This is a genomic window from Mesorhizobium sp. USDA 3734, from assembly GCF_056279665.1.
In genome coordinates, this window is record NZ_JBWCCW010000001.1 from 2,405,639 (window position 1) to 2,420,137 (window position 14,499).

The 14,499-nt window shown below is 63.3% G+C and carries 11 protein-coding genes; 7 read left to right on the top strand and 4 right to left on the bottom strand.

What is annotated here, in order from left to right; translation table 11 throughout:
* Positions 1–75: 75 nt before the first annotated feature.
* From ACZ89F_RS11470 to ACZ89F_RS11485, 4 genes are read right to left on the bottom strand one after another with little or no spacing between them, the layout of a single operon-like run.
* Entirely contained in the window at positions 76–663 is a 588-nt protein-coding gene (locus ACZ89F_RS11470) for a sarcosine oxidase subunit gamma (protein ID WP_476091954.1), read from the bottom strand.
* Positions 656–3,649 carry a sarcosine oxidase subunit alpha gene (locus ACZ89F_RS11475; protein WP_476091956.1) on the bottom strand — a complete coding sequence of 998 codons (2,994 nt, stop codon included), beginning with the start codon at positions 3,647–3,649 and terminating at the stop codon, positions 656–658. Before ACZ89F_RS11475 ends, ACZ89F_RS11470 begins: the two co-directional genes overlap by 8 nt.
* Complete coding sequence (locus tag ACZ89F_RS11480; protein ID WP_476091958.1) at positions 3,646–3,954, bottom strand: sarcosine oxidase subunit delta; 309 nt, start codon at positions 3,952–3,954, stop codon at positions 3,646–3,648. Before ACZ89F_RS11480 ends, ACZ89F_RS11475 begins: the two co-directional genes overlap by 4 nt.
* Positions 3,955–3,971: 17 nt before the next feature.
* Complete coding sequence (locus ACZ89F_RS11485) at positions 3,972–5,231, bottom strand: sarcosine oxidase subunit beta (RefSeq protein ID WP_476091960.1); 1,260 nt, start codon at positions 5,229–5,231, stop codon at positions 3,972–3,974.
* A gap of 226 nt (positions 5,232–5,457) precedes the next feature.
* On the opposite strand from ACZ89F_RS11485, the gene ACZ89F_RS11490 reads away from it, so the two are divergent.
* The 7 genes from ACZ89F_RS11490 to ACZ89F_RS11520 all read left to right on the top strand — a co-directional run bounded on the left by ACZ89F_RS11490 (position 5,458) and on the right by ACZ89F_RS11520 (position 14,488).
* Positions 5,458–7,944 (top strand): mechanosensitive ion channel family protein, encoded by a 2,487-nt coding sequence (locus ACZ89F_RS11490; RefSeq protein WP_476091962.1) that lies wholly within the window; start codon positions 5,458–5,460, stop codon positions 7,942–7,944.
* A 154-nt stretch (positions 7,945–8,098) separates the two neighbouring features.
* Positions 8,099–8,362, top strand: a complete 264-nt coding sequence (locus ACZ89F_RS11495; protein ID WP_056596396.1) for a hypothetical protein — start codon at positions 8,099–8,101, stop codon at positions 8,360–8,362.
* A 224-nt stretch (positions 8,363–8,586) separates the two neighbouring features.
* Entirely contained in the window at positions 8,587–10,020 is a 1,434-nt protein-coding gene (locus tag ACZ89F_RS11500; RefSeq protein ID WP_476091964.1) for a UbiA family prenyltransferase, read from the top strand.
* A gap of 2 nt (positions 10,021–10,022) precedes the next feature.
* Positions 10,023–11,375 carry an FAD-binding oxidoreductase gene (locus ACZ89F_RS11505; protein WP_476091966.1) on the top strand — a complete coding sequence of 451 codons (1,353 nt, stop codon included), beginning with the start codon at positions 10,023–10,025 and terminating at the stop codon, positions 11,373–11,375.
* 124 nt (positions 11,376–11,499) lie between these two features.
* Positions 11,500–11,949 (top strand): EamA family transporter, encoded by a 450-nt coding sequence (locus tag ACZ89F_RS11510; protein WP_476097264.1) that lies wholly within the window; start codon positions 11,500–11,502, stop codon positions 11,947–11,949.
* Complete coding sequence (locus tag ACZ89F_RS11515; RefSeq protein WP_476091968.1) at positions 11,946–12,953, top strand: NAD-dependent epimerase/dehydratase family protein; 1,008 nt, start codon at positions 11,946–11,948, stop codon at positions 12,951–12,953. Before ACZ89F_RS11510 ends, ACZ89F_RS11515 begins: the two co-directional genes overlap by 4 nt.
* A gap of 104 nt (positions 12,954–13,057) precedes the next feature.
* Positions 13,058–14,488, top strand: a complete 1,431-nt coding sequence (locus ACZ89F_RS11520) for an aspartate aminotransferase family protein (RefSeq protein WP_476097265.1) — start codon at positions 13,058–13,060, stop codon at positions 14,486–14,488.
* Positions 14,489–14,499: the final 11 nt, after the last annotated feature.

Sequence of the window (14,499 nt, forward strand, 5' to 3'; positions counted from 1 at the left end):
CGCGATTCTCTAGCGGCAGAACCGGCTGGCCTTGATGCCAGAAGCTGAGGCGATGCGACCGTCCGGCTGCACCACCTACTGCACCTCGTAGCCGACTTCCTCGCTGGCATGACAGAGCGCCTTCCAGAACGAGCGTGCGAACGAGCGGAAGACATAGATGTCGAACTGGTCGGCGCTGCTCCGCTGGATCTGGGCGAAGACGTCGTGATGGGTGGTCGATCGGCCGGCACCAACCGGAAAGGCCGGCAGTGCGAAGTCGATGGCGAAGAATTTCGCCAGCACCCATTCGGCCTTCGGCCCGGCAATGCGGATGGCGGTGCGGCCATGTGAAAGGTCGGTGACCGTGCCGATGGCCGGGGTCACCACCTTGGCAAAGGCCGTGGCCAGACCTTCGGCCTCGTCGGCAACGGTGAACTTTCCCGGTGCGAAGCCGAACACCGACTTCACGCCGTCGCTCACACCACCGCCGGCGCCATCGGGCAGGGCAAGTCCGTTGACGGTGCGGATGGCCGCGATCAGCTTCTTCTCCTCGCCCGGCCAGGCGGCGAGCTGCACGATCGAGCCCGGCCGCGTCTCGGTCAGGATGATCTCGACGCCATGCTCGAAATTGCCATGCGAGCCGACGTGAAATTCCGGCTCAAGCGGTGATTGGCGCTCAACCATGCATGCGGCTCCCGTCCGGGTCGTAGAAGTGGTTGGAGACGATCTCGACCGGTCCGAACCGGTTGCGCAAGGGATCGGAGACATGAGCGCGTGTGCCCCGCCGTGCCTTGCCGCCCTTGACCAGCGCCAGCGCGATATGCTTGCCGAGCGCCGGCGAATAGCAACACGCGGTGATGTGGCCGATCGAGCCGTGCGGATTGGCCTCGTCAACCTCCTCGACGATGTGTGAGCCGCCGTTAAGCGGCCGGTTGTCGAGGGCAATCAGGCCGACCAGTTCCAGGCGGTCGGACGCGATCAGGCCTTCGCGGTCCATCATCGCCGAGCCGATGAACGGCTTCTTCTTCGACAGCATCCAGTCGAGATGCAGGTCGCGCGCCGTGGTACGGCCGTCGATCTCGGCACCTGTGACATGGCCCTTCTCGATGCGCATCGTGCCCAGCGCCTCGAGCCCGTAGGTGACCAGCCCGAACGGCTTGCCGGCTTCAACAAGCGCTTCCCAGACATGGGTGCCGTAGCCGGCGCCGGAATAGACCTCGAACGCCATTTCACCGGAGAAGGACAGCCGGCAGATCATTACCGGCACGCCTGCTATCTCGCCGCGCACGATGCCCATGAAGGGCAAGGTGGCATTGTCGACTGCCGTGCCGGTGACACAGGCGGCGAGGATCTGCCTGGCCTTTGGCCCGCCGATCGCGGCGCCTGCCCATTCGTCGGTCACCGAGGTGACGTGGACCTTGAGCTCCGGCCAGATCACGTCGAGGAAATATTCCAGATGCTGCATCACCTTGCCGGCGTTGGCCGTGGTGGTGGTCATCAGGAAATCCTGCTCGCCGAGGCGCCATGTGGTGCCGTCGTCGAAGGCGAAGCCGTCCTCGCGCAGCATCAGACCGTAGCGGGCCTTGCCGACGGCCAGCGTCGAAAACATGTTGGTGTAGACGCGGTCGAGGAATAGGGCGGCGTCGGGCCCTTGTACGGCAATCTTGCCCAGCGTCGAGACATCGACGATGCCGGCGCTTTCGCGCGTCGCCTTGGCTTCGCGCACATAGGCCTGCTCGGCCGTCTCGCCCGCATGGCCATAGATCATCGGCCGATACCAGAGACCAGCGGAGTACATCGTCGCGCCATTGGCTAGATGCCAGTCATGCATCGGCGTCAGCCGTTCGGGCTTCAGGTCGCCGAAGCGTTCCGCCGCCAGCGAGCCGATCGACACCGGCGCGAAGGGCGGCCGGAAGCGCGTCGTGCCGACCTCGGGGATCGGCTTGCCCAGCGCTTCGGCCATGATGGCAAGGCCAGGGACGTTGGAGCTCTTGCCCTGGTCGGTCGCCATGCCGAGCGTGGTGTAGCGTTTCAGATGCTCGACCGAGACGAAGCCTTCGCGATGCGCCAGCCGGACGTCCTCGGCTGTCACGTCGTGCTGGAAATCGACAAAGCTCTTGCCCTTGGCCCTGATCTCGAACACCGGGGCGGGATCGGGATCGCCGGGCACGGCTTCTACCACCGGCAATACAGAAGGCGTGCTCTGTCCACCGGCCGCAGCCAGACCGGCGGCGCGTCCTTCGGCGAGCGCTTCGAGCGTCGAAAAACTGCCGGTGAAGGCGCCGGCGCCGATCCATTGCTGCGTTGGTTTCGGCGGCAGGAAGGCCTGCCGCGCGGCATTCCATTCCGCCTTGGCGCCGGCCTGGCTGGCCAGATGGATGGTCGGCGACCAGCCGCCCGACATCAGCAGGCAATCGGCATGGATGCTGCGTGCATCACCGATCAGCGCGCCATTGGTCATGTCGAAGCGTTGCAGCTTGAGGCCGGACAGCGCCTTGCTGCCCTCGGTGGCGACCACGGCATGGCCGGCGAAGATCTCGGCCTCGGCTTGCGCGGCCAGCTTGCGCATCTCCGGCGAAAGTTCCGGCCTGATATCGGCGATGGCGACGACCGCGGCGCCGGCCTTTTTCAAGGCGATGGCAGCGCGATAGGCGCTGTCATTGTTGGTGAACAGCGCGATCCGCTCGCCCGGCAGCACGCCGAATTCGTTGGCATAGCGCTCGGCCGCATGCGCCAGCATCACGCCTGGCCGGTCATTGCCCGGGAAGACGAGCGGGCGCTCAAAAGCCCCGGTGGCCAGGACCACGGATTTAGCGCGGATCGCCCAGTAGCGATGGCGCGGCTCGCCTTTGCTTGGCTGTTCCTTGTGGTCGCTGACCCGTTCGAGCGCGGCAAGCGTGTTGTTGTCGTAATAGCCCCACACCGTGGTGCGCGGCAGAAGGCGGACATTGTCGCGGCCTTCGAGCTGGGCGACGATGCGGCGGGCCCAATCGGTGGCCGGCGCGCCATCGATCGTTTCATCCGACCAGTTGGCCGAGCCGCCGAAACGCGGCTCGAGATCGGCCAGCATGACGCGCGCGCCCTGATCGGCGGCGGCCTTGGCGGCCATCAGCCCGGCCGGCCCGGAGCCGACCACCAGCACGTCGCAAAAGGCGTTCATGCGTTCGTAGCGGGCCGGGTCCTTCGCCGATCCGGCGCTGCCGAGACCGGCGGCGCGGCGGATGAAATGCTCGCAGAACATCCAGAAGCGCGTGCCTTTGAGCGGACCGAACACAGGTCCCATGAAGGTCTTGTAGTAGAAGCCGGCCGACAGGATCTTGCCGCCGAGCTGGTTGACCGCGTTGATGTCCCAGGCCAGCGAGGGAAAACGGTTCTGGCTGATGGCGACAAGCCCGTCATGGATCTCGACCATGGTCGCCGGAATGTTGGGCTCGCGGACCTCGCCCTTCAGCACCGTCACCAGGGCGTTGGGCTCCTCAACGCCTGCGGTCAGCAGGCCGCGCGGGCGGTGGTATTTGAACGAACGTCCGTAAAGCGTCACGCCCTTGGCCAGCAGGGCTGACGCCAGCGTATCGCCGGCATGGCCGGTGTAGGGCGCGCCATCGAAGGTGAAGCGGATGGTTTTCAGCCGATCGATGCGGCCGCCAGTATCGGTGCGGCGCGGGCTCATGACTTGTCCTCCGCCTTGGGGCGCGCGGCCGAGCCATGATCGCGCCCGTGATCACCCCGTATGAAGGCAACGCTGGAAATCTCATGCGTCAGCGTGTTGCGCACGACCCGCAGATGCATGCGGCAACCGCCGGAATGCTGCCATATCTCGTTGTGATCGCCGGCCGGGTTCAGCCGGTCGTAGACATAAGCGTTCCACGCCTCGAAATTCTGCGAGGCGGGGTCGGGACGCTCGCGATTGCCGTCCCCCTGATAGGTGAACTCGATGACGTCGCGCGGGCCGCAATAAGGGCAAGTGATCAACATTGGATTCTACCTAATGCCTAATGCAGCCTGGGGTTTGCACCCTGGCCCTTGTCGTCGATCACCAGGCCACGGTGGAAGCGGTCGAGCGTGAAGGGGGCGTTGAGGTCGTGCGGCTGGTCCTTGGCGATGGTCCAGGCAAAGCACCAGCCGGAAGCCGGCGTCGCCTTGAAGCCGCCATAGCACCAGCCGCAGTTGAGATACATGCCGGGCAGGGGACCGGTGGTGATGATCGGCGAGCCGTCCATCGACATGTCGCAGACGCCACCCCAGGAGCGCAGCATGCGCACGCGCGCAAGCCCCGGAAACAGCGCCAGCATCTCGCTCATCACTTCGTCGACGATCGGCAAATTGCCGCGCTGGGCATAGCTGTTGTAGCCGTCGATGTCGCCGCCATAGATGAGGCCGCCCTTGTCCGACTGCGACATGTAGAAATGGCCCATGCCGAAGGTCACGACGGTGTCGATGAAGGGCTTCAGTGATTCGGTGACGAAGGCCTGCAGCACGTGGCTCTCGATCGGCATCGTCTCGATGCCGGCCAGCCGCATGACGCGTCCGGTGCTGCCGGCGACCGCAACGGCCACCTTCTTGGCGCGGATGTCGCCGCGCGAGGTGGACACGCCTGATATGCGGTCGCCGTCGCGCAGGAAGCCGGTGACCTCGCAATTCTCGATGATGTCGACGCCGCGACGGTCGGCGCCGCGCGCATAGCCCCAGGCCACCGCATCGTGGCGGGCGGTGCCGGCGCGCCGTTGCATCAGGCCGCCGACCACCGGAAAGCGTGCGTTGTCGGAGATATCGAGCGCGGGGATCAGACGTTTGATTTGGGCGGGCGTCATCAGTTCGGCGTCGACGCCGAGATGGCGCATGGCGTTGCCACGCCTGGCATAGTCGTCGAACTGGGCCGGCGTGTGCGCCAGGTTCAGGCAGCCGCGCTGCGAGAACATGACGTTGTAATTGAGTTCGTGCGAGAGGTTCTCCCACAGCTTCATCGAATGTTCGTAGAACCGGGTGTTGGCCGGCAGCAGGTAGTTCGAGCGCACGGCCGTCGTGTTGCGGCCGACATTGCCGGAGCCGAGCCAGCCCTTTTCCACAACGGCGACATTGGTGATGCCGTGTTCCTTGGCAAGATAATAGGCGGTCGCCAGCCCATGACCGCCGCCGCCGATGATGATGACATCATAGGACGCCTTCGGATCCGGCTTGCGCCAGGCCGGCTTCCAGTCCTTGTTTCCCTTGAGCGCGTTCGCGAGCAGCGAAAAGGCCGAGTACTCTGCCATCATTGTCATCCGGTTCGGGCGATGCGGCAGACTATAGAGCAGGCCGCATCCGCAAAGCCAATATTGCGCCATTGCCTTTCGACTGGCCGACGCCTGGACTTGATCGGAGAGGCCCAGCGATCAGGGGGTGAGTGATCGATGCGACGGCTTGCCCCATGATATGGCCGTCTTTATCAAGGACAGGCTTTTCAAATTGCCTTTGCCGTCCATGAGTCGCCAACAAATCATGCTTTTCCGATTGCTTCGTCTCATTTTGCTCCTCGCGCTTGTCGTTTCGGCGCCACCGTCATTCGACGCGTCGGCGCAAGGCCTCGGTCAGGCACCTGCCGGGCTGATCGCCGACCAGCAGAAGATCCTCCAGGATTTGACGACCAAGACCGACAATTTCGAGAAGCAGATCCAGCAGGACGCCGAGGACGACGGCAGCCTCGTCGATATCCGCTTGCAGTTGGAGGAACTGTCACACCAATCGCTGAACAGCGCGCTGGCCTTCCGCACCCGCCTTGGCGAGATCAACAGCCGGCTTGAGCAACTTGGCGCTGCGCCCGCCGCCGGCCAGCCGCCGGAGCCCGACATCGTCAGTGGCGAACGCCAAGCGCTGGTGTCGGAAAAGGCGGAAATCAACTCGGTCATCGCCGTGGCGCAAACGCTTTCGATCCGCATCAACGGGCTGATCGACAAGATCGGCAACATGCGCAGCGAACTGTTCCGCAATTTGCTCACCAAGCGCTACGTGCTGTCCGACGCGCTGAGTCCGCAGGTTTTTTCCGACGCCCAGAACGAATACACCAATCTGTACAAGGCGGTTTCGTCCTGGCTGGTCTTCGCCTTCAAATTCAAGTTCCAGGCCATCCTTGCAGCGACCTTCGTGGCGCTCGGCCTGGCGCTGGTGCTGCTGGTCGGCGGTCGGCGCCTATTCGGACGCATATTCGAAGCCAATCCGAGGGTCGAGGAGCCGTCCTATCTCAGCCGCTTGTCGGTGGCCTTCTGGTCGACATTGCTGCCGTCTCTGGCGGTCAGCGTGTTCCTGGCCTCCACGGTGTTCTTTTTCAACTATTACAATGTGTTGCGTGGCGACATCGGCGTCTTTCTGAATGCGCTGGCGGCCGTCATCGCGGTGGTGTTCTGCGTCAACCGGCTGACCAATGCGGCGCTCGAGCCGCGGCTGCCGAACTGGCGGCTCATTCCCGTCGAAACCGGTCCGGCGCGCTGGCTGGTGCGGCTGACGACCGCCATGGCCGTGGTCATCGGCGTCAACTATTTCCTCTCGATCGTCAACGACAAGATGGGCTCGCCGCTGTCACTGACCATCGCCCGCAGCTTCGGCGCCACCATCATCGTCGGCGTCATCCTGATCCTGATGGCGATGCTGAGGCCATTCAAGGCGCGTGACGGAAGCTGGCGGCCGTGGCCGGCATGGCTGCGCTACACATCGCTTGCGCTTGGCCTGTTCACCATCGTTGCTGCGCTGCTCGGCTATATCGGCCTTGCCCTGTTCGTTTCAATACAGGTCGTCGTTACCGGCACCGCGCTGATCACCGCCTATATCGGCTTCCTGTCGGCGCGGGCGATCGGCGAGGAGGGCGCGTTCGCCGACACCTCCGTCGGACGCTGGCTGTCGGCCAATTCGAGTTACGAAGACGCTGCGCTCGATCAACTCGGCCTCGTCGTCAGCGTCGCCATAAATCTGATGATCGTGCTCGTGTTCCTGCCGCTGATCCTGCTGATGTGGGGCTTCCAGCCCGGCGACATCCAGGCCTGGGCCTACAAGCTGGCGACGGGGATCAATATCGGGTCGGTGACGATTTCGGTCACCGGCATCCTCTCCGGCGTCATCGTCTTCGTCATCGGTTATTTCCTGACGCGCTGGTTCCAGGGCTGGCTCGACGGTTCGGTGATGGCGCGCGGCAAGGTCGATACCGGAGTGCGCAACTCGATCCGGTTGGCGGTCGGCTATGCCGGCGTCGCGCTTGCGGCACTCGTCGGCATATCGGCGGCAGGCATCGACCTGTCCAGTCTGGCGCTGGTCGCCGGTGCTCTTTCCCTCGGTATCGGTTTTGGCCTGCAGAATGTGGTGTCCAATTTCGTCTCCGGCCTGATCCTTTTGGCCGAGCGGCCGTTCAAGGTCGGCGACTGGATCGTCGCCGGCGATGTCAGCGGAACGGTCAAGAAGATCAGCGTGCGCGCCACCGAAATCGAGACCTTCCAACGGCAGTCGGTGATCCTGCCCAATTCGAACCTGATCAACAACGCCGTCGGCAACTGGACGCACCGCAACAAGCTCGGCCGCGTCGACATCAAGGTCGGCGTCGCCTATGGCAGCGACGTCAAGCAGGTTCATGCCATCCTGCTGGAGATCGCACGCGGCCATCCGCTGGTGTTGAAGAACCCAGAGCCCTTCGTGCTGTTTTCCAATTTCGGTACGGCAGCGCTCGAATTCGAGATCCGCGTGTTCCTGGCCGATGTGATGAACGGCAACGTCGCGCAGAACGACATCCGTTTTGCGGTGCTTGAAAAATTCAGTGGCGAGCACATCGAGATTCCCTCGACGCCGCGCGCCGTGGTCGAGGTGCACAAGCCCAAGGCCTGGCCGACCGACGACGACAAGATCGAGGCCGACTTCGCCGAACAGGAACAGGTGAAGGCCGAAGTCGAGGCAGAGAAGAATCGCCTGGCCAAGTCCCGCAAGACCAAGAAGCCCGATCCGGATTAGGCTGGAATCCGTGGGTCTCAATCCCCGAAAGCCAATTGCGGCATGAATGCGGCATTCAGTTGCGGTTCAGCTTCCATCTCATATAAGCTCCCATGCAAAGGCGAGAATGCCTTGCGAAATGCAACAGAGGCGGTGGGAACACCGATATTGCACCATGTGGAAGTCTCTCGTCGCTGCCGTCGCCCTGGTCGCCGCCATCGGCTCGGCCCATGCCGCGAGCGCGGTCAACAAGGACGCCGAGACCCGCACGCTGGTCGTGACCGAGGGCGGCAGCAAGACCGACCTCGCGCTGGCCGGTGGCGAAACGGTTGAGTTCTGCCCGAATGGCTGTTTCGTCACCTTGCCGAACGGCGACCTCGAGGCCCTGACCGGTTCGGAAACCGTCGAAATCTCGGGTGGCGTCGCCCGCATCAAGTAATCTTGACGGCATGATTGGAAAGGCCGGGCATTTGCTCGGCCTTTTATCGTTTCCGGTACCGATTCTTTAACAATGACGCCGGAAATACCGCCGCGGCAGCCGTCTACAACCGGGCGTTTTAACGTTCGCTATGCCGTTCCCGGCTATACCAGCTTCAAGACGCCGAAACGCGGCGCGCAACGAGATCCGTTCTGCGGATCATACGCTGGCAGGGCAGGACGGACATGGATGCGCGGTCGGACAGGAACGCAATACCGCTTGCGGTCGATCTCGATGGCACGCTGATCGCGACCGACCTGTTGTGGGAAGGGCTGTTCATCCTTCTCAAGAAGAACCCGCTCTATATCTTTCTCGTGCCGTTCTGGGCCGCCGGCGGGCCGGCGCGGCTGAAGCAGGCGATCGCGCAGCGCATCGACATCGATCCGGCATCGCTGCCCTATCGCGAGGTGCTGCTTTGCCGCCTCCGTACCGAGCACGCGGAGGGCCGCAAGATCGTGCTGGCGACCGGTACGCCGCGCAAGTTCGCAGACGCCATATCAGCCCATCTCGGCATTTTCGACCGGGTGCTGGCCACCGATGGTCTCTCCAATCTCACCTCGGGCAGGAAGCGCGCATCGCTGATCGCGGCCTATGGCGACGGTGGCTTCGACTACGCCGGCAACAGCCGCCATGACCTGCAGGTCTTCGACGCCGCGCGCAACGCGATTGTCGTCGCGCCCGACCGCCATGCCGCGCGCTGGCAAGCCGCACACGGCGCCGAGACGATGCCGGTGCCGAAGCCGACTTTGCGGACCATCGTCAAGATGCTGCGCGTGCATCAATGGCTGAAGAATTCGCTGATCGCAGTGCCGATGGTGCTCTCGCACGAATACTTCAACACCGACATGATCTGGGAATGCCTGCTGGCGTTCGTCTCGTTCAGCGCGGTGGCGTCGGCCATCTACATCCTCAATGATTTCTTCGACCTCGCGCTCGACCGCAAACACCTCACCAAGCGCAACAGGCCGTTCGCCAGCGGTGCGCTGTCGATCCCGTTCGGGCTTGGCGCGATCGCGGTGCTTCTGGCGGTCGGCATCGGCACCGGGCTGTTTCTGTCGCCCGAATTCCTGGCTGTGCTCGGCGGCTACATGGTCGTCACCACGGCCTATTCGCTGTCGTTCAAGCGCATGCTGCTGGTCGACGTGCTGACGCTCGCCGGCCTCTACACGATCCGCGTTCTGGCCGGTGCGGCGGCGACCGGCGTCGATGTCTCGTTCTGGCTGCTGGCCTTCTCGATCTTCTTCTTCCTGTCGCTGGCACTTGTGAAGCGCTTCGTCGAACTGCGCACCACCGCCATTCCGCCCGGCGAGCGCATTGCCGGCCGCGGCTATCGCACCGAAGACCAGGAGATCGTCGCCCAGGCCGGCATGGCCTCGGCCTTCTCCTCGGCGCTGGTGCTGGCGCTCTACATGGACAGTGTCGCGGTGCGCGAACTCTATCCGCATCCGTGGCTGATCTGGCCGCTGGCGCCGATCGTGCTTTACCTCACCATGCGCGTCTGGATCCTGGCGCGCCGCGACGAGATGCATGACGACCCGGTCGTCTTCATCATTCGCGACTGGCGCAGCCAGATCGTGGTGCTGATCGGCGCGGTGATGCTGGTCCTCGGGGGCTGGTAGGCATGGCCACGGAGCGATTCCCGAGCTTTGGCCTTGCCACACCGCCGGCGCCGCGCGCCATCGGTGCTGATGAGGCGATCATGCTGCTGAAGGGCGGTCAGGCCAAGCCAGCGTCGCTGCTTGCCTATGGCAATGGCCGCTCCTACGGCGATTCCTGCCAGAACCAGGCCGGCGCGGTCGTCGATATGCGGTCGCTGAACCGGATCCGCGCCTTCAACGCCGAAACCGGTGTTCTCGAGGCGGATGCCGGCGTGCTGTTGTCCGACATCATCGCCCACGCTGCCCCTTACGGCTTCTTCCCCGCCGTTGTACCAGGCACCCAATTCGTCACGCTCGGCGGCGCCATCGCCAATGACGTGCATGGCAAGAACCATCATCGGCGCGGCACCTTCGGCTGCCATGTCGAGAGCTTCATGCTGCTCAGGTCCGACGGAAAGACCCACCGCTGCTCGGCGACAGACAATGCGCGGCTGTTTGCGGCGACCATCGGCGGCATGGGGCTGACCGGCCTCATCCTGTCGGCTTCGATCCGGTTGATGCGTGTTCCTTCCCTCGACATCATCGAAAAGGCGACGCCGTTTCGCGACCTTGGCGAATTCTTCGACCTCGCCGCGGCGGCCGATCAGGCCAATGAGTACGCGGTCGCCTGGATCGACCAGCTTGCGGGTGGCCGCAACAGCGGTCGCGGGTTGCTGTTGTCAGGCAATCACGCCGAGCACGGCTCGCATGCCGCCTCGCGCGCCGGCGGCAATCTCTCGGTACCGGTGCAGCCGCCGTTCAATGTGCTCAACCGGCCGTTCCTGGCCGCCTTCAACGCCGCTTACAGGTGGAAGAAAGGGCGCTCGACGACGCCGCGCCAGACCGGTTACCAGGGCTTCTTCTTCCCGCTCGATGGCGTGCGCGACTGGAACCGGCTTTACGGGCCAAAAGGGCTTTTCCAGCACCAGAGCGTGGTGCCGGAAGAGGCGGCGCGCGAGGCCGTGCCGGCACTGCTGGCGGCTGCAAGGCAAGCCGGGCAGGGCTCGTTCCTCACCGTGCTGAAACGCTTCGGCTCCATCCGCTCGCCGGCGCTGCTGTCGTTCCCGCGTCCCGGCTACACGCTGACGCTGGATTTTCCCAACAGGGGGGCCGCGACGCTCGCCTTGTTGCGGGAACTCGATCGCATCACGGTCGAGGCCGGCGGCGCGGTCAATCCCTACAAGGACGCTCGCATGGGCGCCGACATCTTCGCTTCGTCCTTTCCCGAATGGCCGCGGCTGGAGGCACTGCGCGATCCCGCCTTCCTGTCGAGCTTTTGGGCGCGGACGGCAAGGAAGCTGGACATGCGGCGAGATGCGGTCGAAGCGGCGGAATAGATAAAACTCGAGTAATTCTTGGTTACCGAATCGTTAAAACAACGATTCACTCAAAACATTCTTGTGGCTTCACGAAATGTTTGCGGGTTTGTAATAGGAAGCGTGAAGGGGTGGCTTGGAACACATGAAATACATCGTCTTCATTCTCTTTACCGTCATGACCAATGCTGCTGCACAGCTGATGCTGAAGCAAGGCATGATGTCGCTTGGGCCGATCTCGTTCGAGGGCGTCAATCCGCTCGTCAAACTGTTGCAGGTCGTCTTCAGCCCGTGGGTGTTCCTGGGCCTCTGCACCTTTGTCATCTCGATGGCCTCGCATCTCTATGTGCTGTCCAAGGTCGAGCTTTCCTTCGCCTATCCGTTCCTCAGCCTCGCCTATGTCGCCGTTGCCATCTTCGCCTATTTCGTCTTCCGCGAGGACCTCAATGGCTGGCGCATCGCCGGCATCGCCTTCATCTGCGTCGGAACCGTGTTGATCGCCCAAAGTGGCCGCGATTTGGGTGGGCAAGGGCATGAAGACCAGACGGCTTCCATCACGCCCGACAAGATCCAAGCAAACGAGACTGTTCGATGAGACATGTGATTTTCGGCGGCGACGGTTTCGTCGGCCGCCATCTTGCCCCGAAGCTTGTCGCCGATGGTGAAGAGGTCGTCGTCGCAGACATCGTCAAGAGCGACCTGCCGCATTACCGCAATGTCCGCTTTATCCAGTGTGACGTCGCAGATCCGGCCTCGGTCGCCGCGGTTGGGCTCAAAGCCGACGACATGGTCTACAATCTGTCGGCCAAGATGCTGTCGCCGATCCAGGTCCGCGCCAAGCGGCACGACTTCTTCTTCCCGGTCAATTTCCACGGCACCGAGCACATCATGCAGGCCATGGACAGAGCCGGCGCAGCCAAGCTCGTCCATTACACGACCGACATGATCTACGGCCACACGGTCACCCAGCCGATGACCGAGGAGCATCCGGTCGCGCCGCTCGGTGAATATGGCTGGTCGAAGCAGAAGACCGAGGAACTGGCCGCCGAATGGCGCAAGCGCGGCATGTCGATCTCACTGTTTCGCCCGCGCCTGATCATCGGTCCCGGCCGGCTCGGCATCCTGGAAAAACTCTTCAAGCTGATCGACTGGAATCTTCCCGTGCCGATGATCGGTTCGGGCAGGAACCCCTATCAGTTCATTTCCGTTTTCGATTGTGCGGAAGCTGCCCGCGCGGCCTGGAAAGCCGGCGTGCCGAACGAAGCCTACAATCTAGGCTCGCTCAACCCGCCGCCGGTGAAGAAACTGCTCGGCGACCTGATCAGGCATGCTGGCTCGAAATCGATCCTGATCCCGACACCGGGCTGGGCGGTCAAGCGCACGCTCGACCTGCTCGACCTCATGAACATGCCGATCATGGATCCGGAGCAATATCTCATCGCCGACGAGGAGTGCGTGCTCGACGTGTCCAAGGCCGGGCGTCAGCTCGGCTGGGTGCCGCAATATCGCGACGAGGACATGCTGATCGCCGCCTACAGCGAGTACCGCGCCAAGAAGGCCGGACACGCTGTCGCCACCAAACATGTGCCCGCCGAATAGCGGCTCGCAAAACAGCTTTCGTCGCGCCCGATCCTGGTCGTGCGTGCAGACAGGAGATTGAAATGACCGTCATGGCCAAGCCCGAAAAGACGAACGTGCGCACCATGGTCAGCGCGCCGTCGCTGTCGCCCGCAACCATCGCCAAGCCCGACCTGATCAGCGTCGAGCAGGCCAAGGCGATGGATGTCGCCCGCATGACCGACCTGTTCAAGGCGCATCTCAACCCCGGCCAGCTGCATTTCATGAAGCTGCTCGGCTTCCACAAGATCAAGATCGAGCGCGCCGAAGGCATGTTCTATATCGACCAGAATGGCCGCAAGATCCTCGATTTCTTCGGTGGCTTCGGTTCGCTGGCCTTCGGCCACAACCATCCGCGCATTCTGGAAGCACGCAAGAAATTCCAGGAGGAGAAGCGCCAGGAAATCGCCATCGCCTTCATGTCGCAATATGCGGCGGCTCTGGCGCACAACATCGCGAAATGCTCGCCCGGCGATCTCGACATGGTGTTCCTGGGTTCGTCCGGCTCCGAAGCCATGGAAGCGGCGGTGAAGCTCGCCGAGCGCGCCGCCGGCCCGAAGCGGCCGAAGATCGTCTATGCCGAGAATTCCTTCCACGGCAAGACCAAGGGTGTGCTGGGCATCACCGACGGACAGCTCTACCGCGCCGACTTCAAGGTGGCGGACAATACGGTCCGCATCCCCTTCGCCGACATCGAAGCGGTCGAGCGGCTGTTCCGCTCCGACCCGGAGGTCGGCGTCATCGTGCTCGAGACCATCCAGGGCGGCGGCGGTATCATCCAGGCGCCGACCGAATATTGGCAGAAGCTGCGGGCGCTGTGCGACCAGCATGGCGTGCTGTGGGTCGCTGACGAAGTGCAGTGCGGTTATGGCCGTTCGGGTCGCTTCTATGCCTTCGAGCATTACGGCGTCATTCCCGACGTGACGGCGCTGGCCAAGTCGCTCGGCGCCGGCAAGGCGGCTGTGGGCGCCATGATTGCCCGGCGCGAAGTCTACATGAAGGCCTATGGCACGCCGAAGACGGCGATGATCCATGCCATGGCGACCTTCGGCGGCATGGGCGAGGCCTGCGTCACCGCGATCGAGGGGCTCAACGTGCTCTATGACGAGGGGTTGATCGACAATGCCGCCGTCACCGGCGACTATCTGCTGCAGCGGCTGCAGGCGCTCAGGGAAAAATACCCGAAGATCATCAAGGATGTGCGCGGCAAGGGTTTTATGATCGGCGTGGAGTTCCACGATTTCTCGCAGACCTTGCCGATGGTGCTGCGGCCAATCGTCAGCGTTCTCGACGACAAGCTGAAGGGTTCGCTGTCGGGCTTCGTCGGGGCGCTGCTGTTGCGCGATTACGACGTGCTCGTCGCCTTCACCGAATACAACCGCAACGTCATCCGGCTCGAGCCGCCGCTGATCTGCCAGCGCGAGCATGTCGACCGCTTCGTCGATGCCTTCGACAGCCTGCTGTCGCGCGGCATCGTGTCGATCGTCAAGGATTTCGTCAAAAGCCAGGTCCGTTAAAGCGAGGGTCG

What these genes read in the sequence shown, in the direction of transcription:
- ACZ89F_RS11470 (WP_476091954.1), bottom strand. Translation starts at nt 663, where the DNA reads ATGGTTGAGCGCCAATCACCGCTTGAGCCGGAATTTCACGTCGGCTCG.
- ACZ89F_RS11475 (WP_476091956.1), bottom strand. Translation starts at nt 3,649, where the DNA reads ATGAGCCCGCGCCGCACCGATACTGGCGGCCGCATCGATCGGCTGAAA.
- ACZ89F_RS11480 (WP_476091958.1), bottom strand. Translation starts at nt 3,954, where the DNA reads ATGTTGATCACTTGCCCTTATTGCGGCCCGCGCGACGTCATCGAGTTC.
- ACZ89F_RS11485 (WP_476091960.1), bottom strand. Translation starts at nt 5,231, where the DNA reads ATGGCAGAGTACTCGGCCTTTTCGCTGCTCGCGAACGCGCTCAAGGGA.
- ACZ89F_RS11490 (WP_476091962.1), top strand. Translation starts at nt 5,458, where the DNA reads ATGCTTTTCCGATTGCTTCGTCTCATTTTGCTCCTCGCGCTTGTCGTT.
- ACZ89F_RS11495 (WP_056596396.1), top strand. Translation starts at nt 8,099, where the DNA reads ATGTGGAAGTCTCTCGTCGCTGCCGTCGCCCTGGTCGCCGCCATCGGC.
- ACZ89F_RS11500 (WP_476091964.1), top strand. Translation starts at nt 8,587, where the DNA reads ATGGATGCGCGGTCGGACAGGAACGCAATACCGCTTGCGGTCGATCTC.
- ACZ89F_RS11505 (WP_476091966.1), top strand. Translation starts at nt 10,023, where the DNA reads ATGGCCACGGAGCGATTCCCGAGCTTTGGCCTTGCCACACCGCCGGCG.
- ACZ89F_RS11510 (WP_476097264.1), top strand. Translation starts at nt 11,500, where the DNA reads ATGAAATACATCGTCTTCATTCTCTTTACCGTCATGACCAATGCTGCT.
- ACZ89F_RS11515 (WP_476091968.1), top strand. Translation starts at nt 11,946, where the DNA reads ATGAGACATGTGATTTTCGGCGGCGACGGTTTCGTCGGCCGCCATCTT.
- ACZ89F_RS11520 (WP_476097265.1), top strand. Translation starts at nt 13,058, where the DNA reads ATGGTCAGCGCGCCGTCGCTGTCGCCCGCAACCATCGCCAAGCCCGAC.